General features: G+C 47.6%; 20 protein-coding genes and 3 tRNA genes. 9 read left to right on the forward strand and 14 right to left on the reverse strand.

Annotation, left to right across the window (positions count from 1 at the left end; genetic code table 11):
* The 7 genes from ACQY33_RS06250 to ACQY33_RS06280 form a co-directional block, all read right to left on the reverse strand.
* Window positions 1-951, reverse strand: a 951-nt coding sequence (locus ACQY33_RS06250; protein ID WP_428075009.1) for a type IV pilin protein, incomplete at its 3' end; no start/stop codon positions are given.
* A 139-nt stretch (window positions 952-1,090) separates the two neighbouring features.
* Entirely contained in the window at window positions 1,091-2,629 is a 1,539-nt protein-coding gene (locus ACQY33_RS06255; RefSeq protein WP_428075011.1) for a tetratricopeptide repeat protein, read from the reverse strand.
* Complete coding sequence (locus tag ACQY33_RS06260; RefSeq protein WP_428075013.1) at window positions 2,626-3,057, reverse strand: GNAT family N-acetyltransferase; 432 nt, start codon at window positions 3,055-3,057, stop codon at window positions 2,626-2,628. The genes ACQY33_RS06255 and ACQY33_RS06260 overlap by 4 nt, the downstream gene beginning before the upstream one ends.
* A gap of 1 nt (window position 3,058) precedes the next feature.
* Complete coding sequence (gene tsaB, locus ACQY33_RS06265; protein WP_428075014.1) at window positions 3,059-3,751, reverse strand: tRNA (adenosine(37)-N6)-threonylcarbamoyltransferase complex dimerization subunit type 1 TsaB; 693 nt, start codon at window positions 3,749-3,751, stop codon at window positions 3,059-3,061.
* Window positions 3,730-4,227 carry a tRNA (adenosine(37)-N6)-threonylcarbamoyltransferase complex ATPase subunit type 1 TsaE gene (tsaE, locus tag ACQY33_RS06270; RefSeq protein WP_428075016.1) on the reverse strand — a complete coding sequence of 166 codons (498 nt, stop codon included), beginning with the start codon at window positions 4,225-4,227 and terminating at the stop codon, window positions 3,730-3,732. Before tsaE ends, tsaB begins: the two co-directional genes overlap by 22 nt.
* Entirely contained in the window at window positions 4,206-4,670 is a 465-nt protein-coding gene (locus tag ACQY33_RS06275; RefSeq protein WP_428075018.1) for a glycogen-binding domain-containing protein, read from the reverse strand. The genes tsaE and ACQY33_RS06275 overlap by 22 nt, the downstream gene beginning before the upstream one ends.
* Window positions 4,657-5,310: a TatD family nuclease-associated radical SAM protein gene (locus tag ACQY33_RS06280; RefSeq protein WP_428075020.1), complete on the reverse strand. Its 654-nt coding sequence runs from the start codon at window positions 5,308-5,310 to the stop codon at window positions 4,657-4,659. The genes ACQY33_RS06275 and ACQY33_RS06280 overlap by 14 nt, the downstream gene beginning before the upstream one ends.
* 152 nt (window positions 5,311-5,462) lie before the next feature.
* Here ACQY33_RS06280 and ACQY33_RS06285 point away from each other — a divergent pair, with 152 nt between their 5' ends.
* Both ACQY33_RS06285 and ACQY33_RS06290 read left to right on the forward strand, forming a co-directional pair.
* Entirely contained in the window at window positions 5,463-6,296 is an 834-nt protein-coding gene (locus tag ACQY33_RS06285) for a hypothetical protein (protein ID WP_428075022.1), read from the forward strand.
* 43 nt (window positions 6,297-6,339) lie between these two features.
* Window positions 6,340-6,427, forward strand: a tRNA-Ser gene (locus ACQY33_RS06290).
* Between the two features lie 91 nt (window positions 6,428-6,518).
* Here ACQY33_RS06290 and ACQY33_RS06295 read toward each other — a convergent pair.
* Entirely contained in the window at window positions 6,519-6,905 is a 387-nt protein-coding gene (locus ACQY33_RS06295; protein WP_428075024.1) for a winged helix-turn-helix transcriptional regulator, read from the reverse strand.
* 123 nt (window positions 6,906-7,028) lie between these two features.
* On the opposite strand from ACQY33_RS06295, the gene ACQY33_RS06300 reads away from it, so the two are divergent.
* Window positions 7,029-7,820 carry an MBL fold metallo-hydrolase gene (locus ACQY33_RS06300; protein ID WP_428075026.1) on the forward strand — a complete coding sequence of 264 codons (792 nt, stop codon included), beginning with the start codon at window positions 7,029-7,031 and terminating at the stop codon, window positions 7,818-7,820.
* 79 nt (window positions 7,821-7,899) lie between these two features.
* Here the strand turns inward: ACQY33_RS06300 and ACQY33_RS06305 are convergent, their stop codons facing one another.
* A complete protein-coding gene (locus ACQY33_RS06305; protein WP_428075028.1) occupies window positions 7,900-8,886 on the reverse strand; it encodes a diaminopimelate dehydrogenase in 987 nt (328 codons plus the stop codon).
* Window positions 8,887-8,971: 85 nt separating this feature from the next.
* Here ACQY33_RS06305 and ACQY33_RS06310 point away from each other — a divergent pair, with 85 nt between their 5' ends.
* Window positions 8,972-9,775 carry an MBL fold metallo-hydrolase gene (locus ACQY33_RS06310; RefSeq protein ID WP_428075030.1) on the forward strand — a complete coding sequence of 268 codons (804 nt, stop codon included), beginning with the start codon at window positions 8,972-8,974 and terminating at the stop codon, window positions 9,773-9,775.
* Between the two features lie 134 nt (window positions 9,776-9,909).
* Here ACQY33_RS06310 and ACQY33_RS06315 read toward each other — a convergent pair whose 3' ends face one another.
* Window positions 9,910-10,419 (reverse strand): hypothetical protein, encoded by a 510-nt coding sequence (locus ACQY33_RS06315; RefSeq protein ID WP_428075032.1) that lies wholly within the window; start codon window positions 10,417-10,419, stop codon window positions 9,910-9,912.
* 116 nt (window positions 10,420-10,535) lie between these two features.
* Between ACQY33_RS06315 and ACQY33_RS06320 the strand changes: the two genes are divergently transcribed.
* On the forward strand, window positions 10,536-11,204 hold the full coding sequence (locus ACQY33_RS06320; RefSeq protein WP_428075034.1) for a hypothetical protein: 669 nt from the start codon (window positions 10,536-10,538) through the stop codon (window positions 11,202-11,204).
* Between the two features lie 45 nt (window positions 11,205-11,249).
* Window positions 11,250-11,933, forward strand: coding sequence for a hypothetical protein (locus tag ACQY33_RS06325; RefSeq protein ID WP_428075036.1), 684 nt, complete (start codon window positions 11,250-11,252; stop codon window positions 11,931-11,933).
* A gap of 271 nt (window positions 11,934-12,204) precedes the next feature.
* Here ACQY33_RS06325 and malQ read toward each other — a convergent pair whose 3' ends face one another.
* Both malQ and ACQY33_RS06335 read right to left on the reverse strand, forming a co-directional pair.
* The gene (gene malQ, locus ACQY33_RS06330) at window positions 12,205-13,785 is read right to left on the reverse strand and encodes a 4-alpha-glucanotransferase (RefSeq protein WP_428075038.1); all 1,581 of its coding nucleotides are present in this window, start codon (window positions 13,783-13,785) and stop codon (window positions 12,205-12,207) included.
* A 12-nt stretch (window positions 13,786-13,797) separates the two neighbouring features.
* Entirely contained in the window at window positions 13,798-14,175 is a 378-nt protein-coding gene (locus tag ACQY33_RS06335) for a RidA family protein (protein WP_428075040.1), read from the reverse strand.
* A 314-nt stretch (window positions 14,176-14,489) separates the two neighbouring features.
* On the opposite strand from ACQY33_RS06335, the gene ACQY33_RS06340 reads away from it, so the two are divergent.
* Window positions 14,490-14,561 (forward strand) — tRNA-Lys (locus tag ACQY33_RS06340).
* A 7-nt stretch (window positions 14,562-14,568) separates the two neighbouring features.
* Window positions 14,569-14,643, forward strand: a tRNA-Glu gene (locus ACQY33_RS06345).
* 72 nt (window positions 14,644-14,715) lie between these two features.
* On the opposite strand, the gene msrA is transcribed toward ACQY33_RS06345, so the two are convergent.
* Entirely contained in the window at window positions 14,716-15,204 is a 489-nt protein-coding gene (msrA, locus tag ACQY33_RS06350; RefSeq protein WP_428075042.1) for a peptide-methionine (S)-S-oxide reductase MsrA, read from the reverse strand.
* Between the two features lie 44 nt (window positions 15,205-15,248).
* Here msrA and ACQY33_RS06355 point away from each other — a divergent pair, with 44 nt between their 5' ends.
* Window positions 15,249-16,289, forward strand: a complete 1,041-nt coding sequence (locus ACQY33_RS06355; RefSeq protein WP_428075044.1) for a hypothetical protein — start codon at window positions 15,249-15,251, stop codon at window positions 16,287-16,289.
* Between the two features lie 78 nt (window positions 16,290-16,367).
* Here the strand turns inward: ACQY33_RS06355 and ACQY33_RS06360 are convergent, their stop codons facing one another.
* Window positions 16,368-16,910: a flavin reductase family protein gene (locus ACQY33_RS06360; protein WP_428075046.1), complete on the reverse strand. Its 543-nt coding sequence runs from the start codon at window positions 16,908-16,910 to the stop codon at window positions 16,368-16,370.
* Window positions 16,911-17,152: the final 242 nt, after the last annotated feature.

Consider the following 17,152-nt stretch of genomic DNA (forward strand, 5'->3'; position numbering starts at 1 on the left):
AGTAGCCGTATTGCAAGTCCGTCTGCGATAAGTTCCATCTGGGCATTTTTCTTGGTCGGAGATACTGGGAGTACATTCCGCTCCTGACTTGGGAACGCAATTTACTCCTTGCCATTTACCTTTAATACAAGCTTCCAAAACAACCCCACACCCAGAACCACAAGAAGTCTCCGATTGGCGAGTGCTCCCTTCCGTACAAGTAGAACATTCTTCTTGTGTTTTAGAACATTCACCTAAAACATCCTTCCATTTACCGCCTACGCATTTTTGCGTAGTTTGTGTACCACAGCCATTGCAGGTTTGGCTTCCACTCACGGCGCCATCTGTACACTCGGGGGCGCATTCTTCCGCCGTTTTGGAGCAGGCACCAAGCACATTGGTCCATTTGCCGTTTACACATTTTTGTGTAGTCTGCGTTCCGCAACCGTTGCACGCTTGGCTGCCTTTTACTTGGCCGTTCGTGCATTCAGGGGCTACAGGTTCTTCAGGTTCACCGGGTTCACCACCCTCCGTCCCCGCACAGTTGGAAGCCGGAAAGCTCAGCGTCGCACAGTCCGGATAGTTCTTGTTCAGCTTCTTACAACCATCCCCTGTGCAGCAATAGCTCCCGTCCTCATAGGACAAAATCTTAAGCGTATAGTCCCCGCCGTTGCTGCGGGCGGATATCCCCTGCGACTGCAAACTATATGTATAGTTCTTTGTATTCGCAGACGCTATGACGTCAGACAGCGCGGAAAAGTTCGTCGTGTAGTTCTGGTCCAACGTACACCGTCTTTCCTGTTCCGTACGAACCGCGGACATCATTTCTTCCGCTTCCGTCACTTTGCGGTTTTCTATCACGCGGTTGAATTTGGGTAATGTAACGGCGGATAATACACCTATTACAATTACCACGATAAGCAGCTCTGTAAGCGTAAAAGCACGCCTGTTTTGCTTTTTAATTTTAGACACAATCCCCTCCATTTGCTCTAGCTAAAATCCTTTATATCAAAAAAAAAAAAAAACCAAAGCAAGGATTATTTAAAACGGCCCTTGCTTTGTTATAAAAAATCTTCAGCTAACCAAGGAAAAATTCAATTAATAAAAAGCGCTACTGTATATTTTCCAATAATGTTTTTGACAGCGGCCAGGAAGCCGCTTCTTTGGTAAGTAATGAAACCGCTTTATCTTTTTGCCCCAATGCGGCGTAAACGGCAGCTAAGTGGTAAGCGATTTCCGCATTATCCAACAAGGCTTGGTAATCTATATTTTGTAATAAATCCAAGGCCCGGTCCAACTTGCCTTGCTGATAGTATACCCAAGCCAATGTGTCTTGATAGGAAGCGTCCTGCGGAGAGAGAGAAACGGCTTTTTCCGCGTATTTTTGAGCCTCTTGCAAACGCACCCCGCGTACAGCCAGGCTATATGCCCATAAATTCATGGCGGCGTGCATATTTTCGTCCTGCGCCAAAAGAGCCTGTATTTGTTCTTCCAGCTGTTTGTATTTTTGCAAGCTGTCCAATACATACGCGTAAGCCAAGCGGGCGTCAGCATATTCCGGGCGCTGGCGTACAATTTTTTTAAGCACGCGCGCGGAGGCGCGGTTTTCACCGGCGTCTTGCAAGGCAAGCGCGTAAAAATAACCTATTTCAACACTGCCTTCAAATTTTTTATAGGCTTCTTTTAAAGTAGCCAAACTGGCCTTTCTATCACCCAGTTTTTCCTGATAAAAGCTTGCTTGCAGCCACTTGCCGGAAGTGTTTTCATAATCCCGCGCGGATTGCAAATAGTTCAAAGCCTGGGCATAATCTTCCTGCTCCTCAGCCAAAACCGTCAGGAAATACAGCGCGCTGGGGTTGCCCGGGTCTAGCTTAACCGCTTTTTCAAAATATTCTTTTGCTTTAAGCGTATCTTTGGAAAGTAAAAATACAGATCCCATACGGGTAAACATATCCGCACTGGTATAACCCATTTTTTCCAACTGCTCAAATTCATACAGCATTAAGAAAAAGTTAGAAGTCCGTTCATAAAATTTAGCCCGGGCCAAACGCGCGTCCGCTGAGTAGGGGTCCGCCTCGCACGCTTTATTATAATAGGTAAGCGCGGCAGGCGCGTTTTGGCTGCGCCAATAAATATTTCCCATTTCCAAATACACGCTGGAAGTCATGGACGGAAAACGTTTAGCCAGTTCTTCCATTTTTTCTAAAGACTCCGTATCCCCCACATACGCCAACACAAGCATATATTGGTAGGCGATGCGGGTATCGTCCGGAGAATGTTTTAAGGCTTGTTCATAGGCCTCAACGGCTTGGGCAATTTCATTCTTTTTTAATAAATAGGCGGCGCGGACGGTCCAATCCTCCCCGTCAGATTCTTCTGTAATAAAATCCGCATAAGGTTCCGCTTCTTTAAATTGATTCTGCAAAATAGCCGTAGCTACAATATAGCGCTTAAGATATGGGTTATCAGGAGAATAGGAAAGCGCTTCCTTAAGTAAATCAATGGTGTCGGAAGACCCTTCCCGCTGGGCATAGAGAGCCTCAATAAAGGTGGTATACAGTTTGGCTTCCTGGCGGGAAGCCTCGCTTAATTCCAACGCGCCCGCGGCGCAAGGCAAACATAAACACAGAAAACATAAAAATTTTTTCATAAAATTTTTCCCATTAACAAAGCGTCTTGCCCGCCATAAAATTCCTTACGTTTATTTAGCACGTTAAACCCGGCTTGCGTATATAGATGAATGGCTGGGCTGTTCTGCTCGTTCACCTCCAGCGTCACGCCACGCACCCCCAAAGACGCTAAACGGGCCAACAACGCGGAAAGCAATTCTCGGCCAATTCCACGGCGCGCATGCGACGAACGCACGGCAAAATTGACAATCTCCGCCGCGTCGCCCGCATAGCGGGCGCAAATAAAACCTGATAAAAAATCGCCCTCAACGGCGGTTAAAATAACAGAGCAGGCCAGCCCCAGCTCTCCCTTAAAGCCGCTCTCCCCCCAGCCTGAAGCCAACGGCTGGGTTTGCTCCACCTCAGCCAGCTGCTTTGCTTGGGTTAAACAGGCGGGGGATATAAGCATATTATTTACCCAATAACTCAAAACGGGCGGGTTTTAAATACAAAGGCTCCAGGGCGTCATTTCGCAAATCTTCCCGCCGGGCCAAAGCGGCCAGCGTATCCGGGCGGACTAAGCAGTCCTTAAAATCCGCCAGCGGCCAGCGGCCCTGCAATAAATCCGTCAGAGGGGTATGCTCTTTGTCTGAACCGGCCACAAACAAAGACTCTTTGCAAGCGGACAGACGCGCCAATAATTCCTCACAAGAAAGCCATTGCGGCGCTTGCGGCCGCGGGGTAAAAAACTGCAGGAAATATTCCTCTCTAAACGCATGCAGCACCACAGCCAGCACGCCAGAAGGGTTTTGGGCCTTCCATTTTTTAAAAGCCTTAGAAGCCAAAACTTGTTCTTTTACCGCCTCAAACACGGTAACGCCATATACCTGCGCCCCGCTTAAATACTTAAGCATAGAGGCAAACGTAAGCGCAATGCGTATACCGGTAAAACGCCCCGGCCCGCGCACGATAACCACTTTTTGGGTATCGGACAGACAGGACTGCTGTTTATCCAACAGTTTTTTTAACACCGGAAACAAAAGCTTTTCCTGCTTTATGCCTTTGCGGTGGGAAGAATAAATTTTGCCTTCTTTCTCCACCAAGGCCAGCAAGGGGGAAGAAGAGGTATCCAACCCAATTATTACATTTTTGACGCCCGGCATAATTCCTCCAACAGTCTTTGGCTCACACGCCCGAAAGCGGCTAATTTTATTTCCCGTTCGTCCGCTTGTTTTAAGACAAATTCCATTTCCAGCCTGTCCGCGGGAAGCATATGGGCAATCGGGTCCGGCCATTCGGCTAAAATAATGGATTTTTCATCCTCCAGCATTTCTTCAAAGCCCAGGTTAAACACTTCCCCCTCACTCAGGCGAAACAAATCTATATGAAACAGTTTGACGCTTTTGTTTTTGTACTCCTTCATCAAACTAAAGCTGGCGCTGACCGGAGAGCTTTTAAGCCCCAGCGCCGCGGCAACGCCTTTTACAAACACCGTTTTGCCCGCGCCTATCGGCCCGCGCAAAAAAATAATCTCCCCCCCTTGCAACGCTTTGGCAAAGCGCCCGGCCAAAGCCAAAGTCTCCTGACGGGAATGGGTAAACAAAGAGGTTTCTTTCATCAGCGCACCGTTTTTATGCAAACTTCCCTGTCTCCCAGCATGATGCGGTCTTTATTGCTGGGGTCCAGCGTTTCTTTGCCGTCAATAGAAAACAAATATTTATAATCCCCGGCGGTTAACGCCACGGAAGTTTCAAAATACCCTTTGCGGTATTTTTTCAGCTCAATGGGGTTTTCCCCCCAGCGGTTAAAATCAGCCAGCAGTTCCACCTTTTCCGCTCCCGGGGCGGTAATAAAAAAACGGCGGTATTTTACCTCGGTATTAAAACCGCGCTTGACGGGAATTGTTTGGGCGGCGGCGTCCTCTTTGGTTACGGGGGCCACGCGGGCGGAGCTTTCTATGGTATTTCCGGCGTAATCATAATAATCTTCCGCCGTTACAAAAAACCAAGTCAGCATAACGGAAATCAGCATTAAAAAAACAATAAACAATACGCCGGGCTTTTTGAGCTTAATTTTCTTCATCCAAAAAACTCCTTAAATAAAACTCCGCCCCTAAACTTTGCGCCAAAGAACACACGGCTTGCGTATCCGCCCCGGTTTTCTCCACACAGCTTGCCACCACCTTTTGAAACCCCGCCTGGGAGCAGAACAAAATAAACTCTTTCACTGCGCTGAACCCGTCTTCATACCCGGGGGCCGGGCGGACGATTTTTTTCCAGGTTTCCTCGTCCTGTGCGTTGAGGCTGACGTAAACTTCGTCAATCACCCCTTTTAACAAAGGCACAATATCCTGGTTGTTTATCATGTTGCCAAGCCCGTTGGTGTTGAGGCGGATTTTAACCGGCGGGAACTTGGACTGCGCCTCCCAGCCTTTGATTGTTTTGGCAATAAACAGCATTTCGTTTAAGCGCATGGTGGGTTCCCCATAGCCGCAAAAAACAATTTCCTGCACCGGATTTTGGTGCATTTCTTTTTCCAGCGCGTCCAATACCTGTTGGGGGGAGGGTTCTTTTTCCTCTAAATTTAAATTATACCCGTTAAAGCGCATATGCCACTTGGTTTTAATGCAAAACGCGCACAAATTAGGACAGCGATTGGTTAAATTAATATACAAAGCGTTTTTAAAACGATAAACGATTTTAGGCTGTTCTTCTTTTTTCATACACTACCTCTTGTATACATTATAGCAGTTTGAACGCCCCGCCCCCCGTTTTTAACAGTTCTTTTGTACAAGGTTACAACCCGGTAGACCTACCTCAAAACAGGTCTTTTGGCCCTGTCGCCGGCCAACCGCAAAACATATAATAAAAAGAGATGAAAAAGCTTGTTACTTTGTTTCTGTTAGCCGCCGCTTTTTTCTTTCCGGCGTGGGCCCAAGCAAAAGTATATTGGCTGGGGCGCGACATTGATATGGCCTTGCAATTTGGCTACCACACGGATAAAGATTGGGGAATGGTGCGCTCCTACGGGCATTCTTTGCTGGTCATCATACCGCAAAACCCCGCCCGTTTCGCCCAACTATACAACCCGGCAGACCCAACGGCCTACTTTAAAGAATTGGAAAAAGATTTTGGAAACGGCTACAAAGGCTTTGTGATAGCCGCCTATGCCGAAAACGGCACCCAGTCCATCGGCCATGCGGACGGATACCTGGTAGCCCATATAAACGCCCCGCGGGAAATGCGCCCCGTACGTGATTTTTTTGCCCAAACCAACCTTAAAAAATGGAATTTTGCCGCGGGGGAAGTGTATTCCCCCTTTGAAGATGAAGTTTTTGCCCTGCGCCTGTTGCGCCGGGCACAGTATTATATGGCATATACCCGCCGCCACCCGCTGCCGTACGGAACGGTATATTCCATTATTGAACCGGCTGTACGCAGCACGCCAGACAAAGCCGTAAACTGCAACGCGTTTGCCTATTCTTTGGTGCGGTATGCCGGTGCAAAGACCGTGCCGGATTTATACGCCCAACGGGTAATGCCGGGTATAGAAAATTTACTGCCGGCCAAACTATTTATACCTCACCCGGGCAAAAAAATCACGCTGCCGCCATTAAAAAAATATACGCCTTTCACCCTGCGTAAAAAGCAGGAGTCCGTGCGCCAACAGCTAATACGCCATGTAAAATCTTTCAACACCGCGAAATAACCCCCACGAGACGGGGCCAAATTTATTAAAATATAAGAAGATTGGAAGGGTGGCCGAGTGGTTTAAGGCGTCAGTCTTGAAAACTGATGTGGGGTATCCCCCCACCGAGGGTTCGAATCCCTCCCCTTCCGTTTGTATTTACTTTTTAAAACCCCGTTCTGAGAAATACAGAACGGGGTTTTCTTAAAATAAAGACCATATTATTATGTGCTAAACTAGGCATTACCGGGAAGGATACTGCTTGGCAATAGTTGCCAAATCCCCTTTATATGCACAGGGTATTTTTTCTTCTTTTAAATACAATAGCCCCCATTTGTTTAGCTCTATAATAGCCGGGATAAGCGTTTTGCCACGGCGGGTGAGGGAATATTCCGTCTTAGGCGGAACCACCGGGTATAGCTTGCGGGAGACAATACCATCCCGCTCCAATTCTTTTAACTGCTGTATCAGCATTTTTGGGGTGGCATGGGAAATTAACTTTTGCAACTCATTGTATCGGAGCGTACGCCCGATTAAATGCCCAATAATTACCCCTTTATACTTTCCGCCAATAATATCCATCGTGGCTTCCAGCGGGCATTTATATTCTGACTTTATATTCTTAGGCATATTGTTTCCTTTACTTACTTTATAGTAAGTATTATACAAAAAAGTAAATATTATACAAATTAGTATATTCTTGTTAAAAATAAATCAATTACCTACAATAAAAATATACAGCAAGGAGGTTTTATGCAAATAACCCAAATCAGAAATGCAACGGTAATTATCAATTACGCCCAAACCCGCTTTTTGGTGGACCCTTGGCTTGGCCCCAAAGACTATATGCCCGGCTTTGAAGGCGCCGTCCACCCGGAAATACGCCAGCCCCGTGTGGAGCTACCCTACCCTATTGAAAAAATTGTAGACGTAGATGCCGTTATTCTTACCCATGTTCACCCGGACCATTGGGACGATTTTGCCGCCAAAGCTTTAAATAAAAACATCAAAATATTTACCCAGTCAGAAACAGACAAACAATTTTTATCTTCCCTGGGGTTTACGAATGTGGAAATTCTAACCCAAGCCCCCGCTCGCTTGCACCAGGTTACGCTGTTTAAAACCCAGGGACAACACGGGAAAAGAGAAATTGTTAAACCCGTATGTGAACAATTAGGTATGCCCTATGATGCTATGGGCGTTGTATTTAAAGCGCAAGAAGAGCCCACCCTTTATTTAGCGGGAGACACCATTTGGTGCCCGGAAGTACAAAACGCGCTGGATACTTACCAGCCGGATGTGGTTGTGGTAAACGCCTGTGCGGCCTCGGTAGCCAATGGGGAACATTTGATTATGGGGAAAGAGAACGTTTTGCAAACATCCCGTTATGCTCCCCACGCCGCTATTGTAGCCAGCCATATGGATACCGTCAGCCACCTTACCGTAACCCGGCAGGATTTAAAAGAACTGGTAAAGGAAAACAATCTTTCCAACCTGTTCATTCCTAACGACGGAGAAACCTTAACTTTTACGGCAAAAAATTAAGGCTGTATAGATAAACCAAAAGTAAAACCAAACACCCCGCTTTATTTATAAAGCGGGGTGTTTGGCGTAAATGCGGGCGTTATAATAATTCTTTGCGCAGGGAGGCAGGGTCTTTGGCGCTTAAATAAGCGGGAGGAACGTCAAACACGGTTTTGCAGCCAAAGGCTTTCTCTTGGCTTAGTTTAAAAGCCGCGCGCGCGTAAGCCACCAACACGCTGGAGGTAAACTCCGGGTTGGAATCCAGCTTTAAGCTGTATTCTATCAGCTGTTTATGCTCCCCGTTTTGGCCGGTGGCTCCGCTGGCGAACACAAACCCGCCGTGCGGCATGCCGGAGTGGTTTTTCGTCAATTCTTCTTGGGAAACAAAATGCACGGTGGTGTCATACTCGTCAAAATAATTGGGCATGGTTTTAATTTGCGCTTCCACCTGTTCCGCGTCCGCCCCTTCTTTTAACACCACAAAGCATTCCCGCGTGTGTTTTTGGCGGGTGGACAAAACGGGGTTATCCCCGCGGCGCACGCTTTCCAAAGCGGCAAGAACCGGAATAGTATATTGTTTTGCGTCCTGCACGCCGGGGATACGGCGTATGGCGTCTGAATGGCCTTGGCTGATTCCTTTGCCCCAAAACGTATATTGTTTGCCCTGCGGCAAAACGGCTTGGGCATATAAACGGTTAAGAGAGAAGAGGCCCGGGTCCCACCCTACGGAAATGATGCCGGTTGTATGGGCGGCGCGGGAGGCGGAGTCCACCGCGGCAAAATGATCGGGAATATGGGCATGCGTGTCAAAACTGTCCACCACGTTAAACCATTGGGCCAGCATGGGGGTTTGTTTGGGTAAATCCGTAGCGCTGCCGCCGCACAAAATCATTACGTCCAGTTTGCCTTTCCACTCCGGGGAGTCATCTAAAGAAACCACCGGCACCGCCGGAGTTAAAAGCGTAACGCTTTTGGGATCCCGCCGGGTAAAAACAGCGCAAAGCTGCATATCCGGGTTGTGCGCCAGGGCCAGTTCCACCCCGCGCCCTAAATTACCATAACCTACAATACCCACTTTTATTGTCATATAAACTCCTGTTCTTAAAATAAAACTATATTGTAAAAAAACTAAAGCTTTCGCGCCAGTCTTTGTAAATTTATAAAATATATTTATGCAAACCGAACTGACCTTGCTTGGAACCGGAAACGCCTTGGTTACCAAATGCTATAACACGTGTTTTGCCTTAAAAAGCCTAAGCGGCTGCTTTTTAACAGACGCCGGAGGCGGAAACGGCATACTCGCCCAATTGGAAAAAGCCGCCATTTCCCTGCCCCAGGTGCGCTGGCTGTTTGTTACCCATGGGCATACAGACCATATATTAGGCGTTATTTGGCTGATCCGTTTGGCGGCCTCCCTTTCCTTGCGGGGAAAGCACCCCGGCCTTACTATCTTTTGCCATGACGAATGCGAAGAAAAACTGCGTTCTTTTTGCCGCATGACGCTTACCCCCAAACTGCTTGCCGCGCTGGACGACACGGTGCGCTTTTTACCTGTACAAGACGGGACTTCTTTCACCGCGGGGGATTTTTCCTGCACGGCTTTTGACATTCATTCAAACAAAATGAAACAGTTTGGTTACCGCGCCCAACTGCCCGATGGTAAAATATTGGTATGCCTAGGGGACGAGCCGTTCAACCCGCTTTGCCGCCCATACGCCCAAGGGGCAGACTGGCTGCTTAGCGAAGCTTTCTGTCTGCATGCGGAAAAAGACCTTTTTAACCCTTACGAAAAACACCACAGCACCGCTAAAGACGCGGCCCGCACAGCTTCTTTGCTGCAAACCAAAAACCTGATTTTATACCACACGCAAGACAATAACTTGCCGCTGCGCAAAACACTTTATACGCAGGAAGCCAAACAGGAATTTAACGGCCCCGTATACGTGCCGGACGACTTGGAAACCATCCCCTTATAGCCGCCCGGTTGAACAGCTGAAATATTTGAGTGGGGTGTACAATAACCCCCCTCCGCTTGGACAGCTGAGACACTTGAATAGTTTATACAATAAGCCCCCTCTTGGCATGCGCAAACCCTTTGCAGCAATAAAGGCTAGGCTTCTTCTTCCTCTTCTTCAAAATCTTCTTCTTCGGCGCGTATATCCTGCGCAAACTGGGCCCAAGCTTTAGCCGGGGCTTCAAAATTAATATTTAAACCCGTGTTGGAATAAGGGCCAAATACCTTGTCTTCCCCCGCAAAAATATTTTGCTCCAGGGTGATTTGCATAAAAAAATCATCCGGCCGGTTATACGCGCCGCAGCACGCCTGCGGGGCAAGGGACGGACGCATATAAAAAGACACTTTCGGTTCCAGCATGGTCCAATTATCTTCCGCCCGGTTGGCTAACACCTGGGCGATAAAATCAGAAAGATAAATGCTTTCTTCGTCTTTTACCGCCACCAGTTTTTCAGCCACGCAAGAAGAAAAAATGCTTTCCCCCTCGCAATACAGGCCGATTTGGTATTCCATAAATTCCCCTTCGCTGCCGGGGTTAGACCAAATGGTTAAAGGGGAAATTTCCAATTCCAAATGACCTTCTTTGCCAAATTTAATTTTAGCCATAGACGCTCCTTATGTAATAAAAAATAAAAACTATTTGTTTTATTATAGTAAATACGGCTCCCCAATCCGGGCATGTTTTGCTAGAATAATAGTAATCAGTAAGGAGAAAAACCCATATGAAAAAAGTATTCCTTCCCGTTTTTATTCTGTTATTAACCTGCGCCTGCGGAAAAGACGAGCCTATCGCCATGCAGCGCAATAACCCGCAAGAAGAAATTTCCCAAGAAAACACTCCGCAAGAAGACTTGCCCGTCTGTGACGCGCAATACGCGCAAAACCTGAGAAACTGCACCCCCATTATTTGCCAGGAACAGACCAACCTGCCTGGGAACTTAACCATTGTGCGCACGATTTCAGAGGGAGAAAACAACCTTTGTATTGAAACAATTGCCCCCAAGCAATCCCCCTCTAAAACCGATGCCGCCCAAAAGCCAAGTTCTTCTTCCGATGGGCAACAAAATGAAAAAATAGACGTTATCCGGCAAACCTGTACATTTAATGAAACCCAACGCAACCAAGTGGCTGACTTCCTGCAATATTACTATAATTCCAAATCACCCGACAAACAGCAAGTTTCCGCCGGACCGGCGCCCAAAAACCCGTTAAAAGATTTCTTGCAGAACGGAACATGCACCGCTTCCGGCTTTGAACCCCAAGGGAAAATCACCTGTACGGGAACAAAATCCATCACGGTAATTACCATAGGAGAAAACGGGGAGGAAATTTCCCAAGTTATTACTTGCGAAAACCCCGCCCAGCCGGAACCCAAACAAGAGGCAAAATAAGCTTTTTCCCGGCCCCACTTTGTGTTAAAATATAGACAGGAAATTATGCGTTACGTTTTATATTTTTTAACTTTAGCATTAGTTTTTGTGGGCGGTATGCTGGTAGGCAATATCTATTTGCCGGAAAGCAACACCAGTATCGCCGCGGCTATTTCCGTGCCGGACCCGGCCCAGACTATCCCCCAACTAAAAGAAATATCACTGGATAAGGCCTCCCGCAATTTGTTCATATTGGGAGAGGCGCTAAACGCCTGCCCGGTGGTTGTAACAGAAGAAAAAGATCATTTGCTGGCGGAAATCAATTTATTGCTTGCCCGGCAGGAATTTGAGATTAAAAAAGCTTTGTTTGAGCTGGAAATAGCCAAAAACACCCCCGGATCGGCGGTTACGCCGCAATTTGCCCAAGCCAGCGCAGATTATGCCGCCGCGCAAGAAAAGTTGCAGGCATTGGCTTTGATTCTTTATCCGCCGGAGCCGCAAACCCCTCAAGAGCAACCCGCAGAAACCCAAGCGCAAGAAGAACAACCGGCGGATGGCTCCGCCCAAACGGAAGGAACAGCCTCCGCTAAAAAAGAAGAGGGGAAAACGCCGGACGCTTCTTCTCAGTCTGCAGCCGCTGCCGCCGATAAAAAAACAGATTCCCAATCTAAACAAACGGATGAAAAACCCGCGGAACCAAAAGACGCATCCGCTAAACCAGCCGAAGAAAAATCCTCTGATAAAAAATAAATATCCCCTGCTAGCCGCAGGGGATATTTATCTTAAGATATTGGCTCTGTTTGAAGAAGCCACCGCTTGTATCATTTAAAACAGCGTCTTTCCAAATCCTGTAAGAAGATTGGCAAAAATTTTATTAAAAAAAGAAACCGGAAAAAGAATTTTTCTTTTTCCGGTTTCTGCTAACATACATTTTGCTTCTTAAACTTTTCTCTTTTCCGCTTAAAAAATCTCTAGGCGGCACACGCCCCGCGCCTGAAAACAAACAATATTTCTCATGCCTTTAGCAGGCGCTGCGTCCGGTTTGTTTTAACAATTCCCGGTAGGCCTCCAGCTGGGGGCGGTAACGTTCCCACGCCTGGGCGGGGGTTACATCACTTCGGTAAGTCCAGTTCGTATCGTCCACCACGCCGGGTACGTTGACGCGGTCCAGCGTGCCAATGATATCCTGCCAAGAAAATAACGTTAAGGCGGAACCGGAGGTTAACACCCGTCTTAAAATGGCGCATTGCACTTCTAAGGTAAAAGGAATGTAACCGTCCGTCTTTTGGGCGGAAATCATTTCCCATATATTGGCCCGTTCATACTGAGGCATACTCTCCCACCAGCCGCGCACGGTTTCCGTATCGTGGGTGGAAGTGGTGGCCAAGGAAGCGACGGGATAATTGCGCGGTTCGCGGTAGTAACCATTATCTTCCCGTTCCCAGCGCAATACTTTATAACCCGGTATACGCAAATCCACCAGCATGCGCCGCACATAATTGGGGATGACTCCTAAATCTTCCCCAACGGGTAAACGTCCGGAGCACACGTCCAACACCATACGCAAGAAATGATACCCGCGGTCTATTTGGTTTTGCTCTCCCTCAATATCAAAAGCGCCTTTGTCATCCCCGGGGCCAAACACATAAGTGCGGTAGAAACCTACCAAATGGTCCAGGCGGAAAATATCGTAAAGTTCGGTCGCGCGGCGGATTTTGCGTTTCCACAAATCCAACCCATGCGCGTGCTGGTAAGGCCAGTCATAAGCCGGCAGACCCCACCGCTGCCCCCCCTGGGAAAACTGGTCCGCCGGGGCGCCCACTTCATAATCAATACGGTAATTTTGACGTTCCGCCCACACTTCAGCGCTGTCTAAATTGGTGCCAAAAGGGATATCCCCAAACAAATATACCCCTTTGGCGCAGGCAAAAGATTTAGCTCGGCGCAGCTGCCGGTCCAACACCCATTGCACGTAAGAAAAGAATTGAACATATTCCCGGTATTGCGCCTCAAAACCGTCTACGGCCTGCGGGTGGGCGTTTTTTAAATCTTCGGGCCATTGGGTCCAGCTTTGCCATTTAAAAAATTCTTTCAGCGCGCGAAATACGCTGTAACCGCGCAGCCAATGGCGGTTGGCGCTGCAATAGGCTTCAAACGCTTTGGCGCGCGGCGTATCCCAGGCTTGCTCCTGCGTTAAAAAATACTGGTAGCCAAACCAAAGCGCTTTTAATTTAGCTTGTTTAATAGTGCGTATCAATGCCTTGGGGGAATTATGCCATACAGCAATTTCCCCCTGGATATTTTTGATATATTCCTGCGCGGCGGGGCTGGCGGCGATATCGTCCACCTGGGGGATACACGCGTAAACAGGGTCCACCGCGAAAGCGCTGAGGGCGGAATAAGGACAGGTTTCATTGGGAGCGGTTTCCTGCAAGGGCAAAATCTGCACGAACTTAGCGCCCAAAGAAGCAAAAAACCCTACCCATTCTTCCAGACAGCCAAAATCCCCCACGCCCCAGTCCGCGTCGTTCTTCATGGCAGAAAGGGGAAGCAATATCCCGTTACAGCGGCCGGCAAGCAATTCGTCCTGTATGGTTGGCATAGGCGTTAGAGGCTATTTTTTAGCCACGGCTTCAATTTCCACCGCGCTTCCCTTGGGAAGGGCCACCACCTGAATAGTGCTGCGGGCGGGAGGATTTTCTTTAAAGAAAGAAGCGTACACTTCGTTCATTTCGGCAAATTGGGTTAAATCCGTCAAAAAAACGGTGGTTTTAACCACATTTTTAAGCGTGCAGCCCGTTTCTTTTAAAATATTTTCCAAATTTTTCAAAATCAGTTCCGTCTGCACACGTACGGAACCGTTATAAATTTCACCGGTTACGGGGTCTATGGGCAACACGCCGGAAGTAAATACAAAACCGCCGTCTTCTATCGCTTGGGAATAAGGGCCAATAGCCTTGGGTGCATTGTTGGAATTAATTACTTTTTTCATACAAATCAAACCCTCTAAGTAAAATACGCCGGAAATACCAGGCGTTATAAATATATGGTATAAAACCCCTACACGCCTGTCAAACCCAACAAAAAAACAAAACACGCCGCTTCGCCGCGCCTTAAATTGCTTTTATATAACAAGGATAATTTTTCTGCGTTGCGCGCCAAAAACAAAACTGCTATAATAAATTAACAGGAAAATTGCGGCAGGGAAAAATAAACATTTTCTTGCACGCGATAAAAATTTTTAGTAAAATATTTATGTTGGGTTTAACCCGAAAGATTAAACCCCGAAGTTATTTGACGGTTTTTGCGCTCGTAGCTCAGTGGTAGAGCATCCGCCTTTTAAGCGGGGGGCCGTGAGTTCAAGTCTCACCGGGCGCACTTTTAAGCCCTCTTCGTCTATCGGTTAGGACGTCGGATTTTCAATCCGAAAAGGGGAGTTCGATTCTCCCAGAGGGCGCCATTTTACTTTATGCTGCGTTAAAAACCCCCGGATAAACCGGGGGTTTTTATTTTGTTATCTTTCAAATGGCGCCTAAAACCGCTTTACCCGCCGGTGGCAATACGGCGCGGAGCCCTTTTTTACATAATAATGCTGATGGTATTCTTCCGCCGGCCAAAAAGTATCCAAGGCAAGCACCTGGGTAACCACTTTAAACCCTTTTTCTTTTAATATATTTATCAAACGCAAAGCAATATCCCGTTGAGAAGGTGTCGTATAAAACACGGCGGAGCGGTACTGCGGGCCGATATCCGGCCCTTGTCCGTTTAATTGGGTGGGGTCATGAATTTCAAAAAAATGTTTCGCTAATGTTTCAAAAGAAACGATTTCCGGGTCAAACACAATGCGCAAAGCTTCCGCATGGCCGGTAGTATGCGTGCAAACCTGCTTGTAGGACGGGTTAGGCAGACTGCCGCCCGTATACCCCACCTGCAACTCTTTTACGCCCGGTATATCTTTAAACAAATATTCCACTCCCCAAAAACATCCGCCCGCAAAAACAGCCGTCTCCATTTGCGCCATGACCCCTCCTTAAAGCGTTTTTCTTATTTTATATAATAGAGTATATGAAACACACGCTTTTTTTATTGCTTGCCGGCGTTTTGACCGCCTGCAGCAGCATCATACCCTATAAAGACCAAAATTTAGACTATCTTTACAGCATACAAGAAGATCCTTCCGCCTACAAAGGGGCCGTAGTGGCTTTTAACGGAGATGTAGTGGGCATAAGAGAAAACAACAAATCCATCCGCCTCATCTTGCGTATAGACACCCCTCTCTACTATTACGCTACAGGAAAAGGAAACTCTTTATCTTATGAAATGCTGTATGTATTGTTTCCCAAAGAAAAACCCCGCGCCTCTAAAATAGCCAAAAACAATAAGGTAAAAGTATTGGGCCGGGTGGACGGATACATCACCCGCCAAGACGGATATGGCAACACGGCCGGCGTGGTGCGCCTGCGCGCGGTGGCCTTGGCGGACCGAACCCAAGACAAAGACTTTTATTTATCAGACGCCCCTTCCGCCGCGTTATATACGTCTTGGAAAGAAGGAAAGCTCTTTTTTGAAGAATCCGCCGAACAGGTATTAAGCCGCTTCCCGCAGCCCACCTCTCCGTCCTCCGCCCAGAAGCAAACGGCGCCTTTACCCCCACAAAAGCCTAAACCCGCCCCAGCCGCCAAACCCGCTAAAGAGAAGAAACCGCAGCCGCCCGCCGGTATTGTGTTTGACCCGGAAGACCCCCCGTTTATTTTATTTCCGCCCAAAGAACCGGCCGAAGAACCCGCGCCGCAAGAAGAAACTTCTGCTAAAGAAAACACTCTAACGGAGCAAGAACAAACCCCCTTGCCAACACCTGCCGCCGCCCAACCGCAGGAAGAGCCCCTTTCCACCCAACAACCCGCTATAAAACAAACGCCCGCAAACGAAGAAGCCCCAGCACAAAAGGAAGCGCCGGCTGCTCCGGCCGATGCCCCCGTTCAACCAGCGGCAGACAGCCCGGCAGAAACCTCCACTCCTGCGCAGGCCCCTGTTCCCGCCCAAGCGGAAATTACTCCAGCGGATAATACGCCGCCAGCCCAAGAAAAAACCGTTTTGCCTTCATGAAAATCCCCCGGAATAACCGGGGGATTTTTAAATAAAACATTCTGCGCTGTCTCACCGCGAAGCAGAGCAAATGGGCTTCTATAAGCCGGGAGGGAGTTTTTCTTTCATTAAAGCGCGCAAATTAAAATGTTCTCCGTCTGCCGTAAAAGTGCCGTCGCCCACCGCGTGGACTAAGCGTTTGTCCCGGCAGCGTTCATTATGCCATACTTCCATCACCTGTAAAATAACGAAACCATATTGTTTGATATAGTCCGTTACCCGGCATTCCAAACAGGCTACGCAACCGGCCAAAAGAGGGGCTTTTACCTTTTTGGCGGGATAAGTTTTTATACGCAGTTTTTTAAATTTATCTTCCGTTTCCCCGCTTATCATACCCACTTGGACCGCTTTTTTTAGCAGGGCCGGGCCCGGAAGGCAAACCACGCATTCTTTGGTCTTAAGCAAAGCGTCAAAAGAATAATTCCACGGGCCGGTAACCAATAAAATATGTTGGTTAAAATCTAGGGCGGCCGTCCAGGAAATAGTCATTACATTGGGTTTTTTACCGTCAAAAGTGGTAACCAACGTAAGCGGGCCGGGCTCTATAAACGTAAGCGCTTTTTCTAAAGGTAAAGTTTTCATGTATTTATTGTATAAATATAATTTTAAAAATCAAACAGGCGCCCTAAAAATCCCATTTTTAAAACAACAATTAAAAACATCGGCTTCTTTCTAAACGGCCTGTATGAAACTCCCCGGGCTTACGCCCGGGGTTTCTTTCTATACGAACAATTTCATTGTTCGCCCCAAATCTTCTTTTCCCTGCATATCTATATATTTTCGTATTTGTTCTTCGTTTATCCCTACCGTGGATACAAAGTATC

Origin of the sequence: Candidatus Avelusimicrobium aviculae (assembly GCF_949292495.1) — a bacterium.
Taxonomy (GTDB): domain Bacteria; phylum Elusimicrobiota; class Elusimicrobia; order Elusimicrobiales; family Elusimicrobiaceae; genus Avelusimicrobium; species Avelusimicrobium aviculae.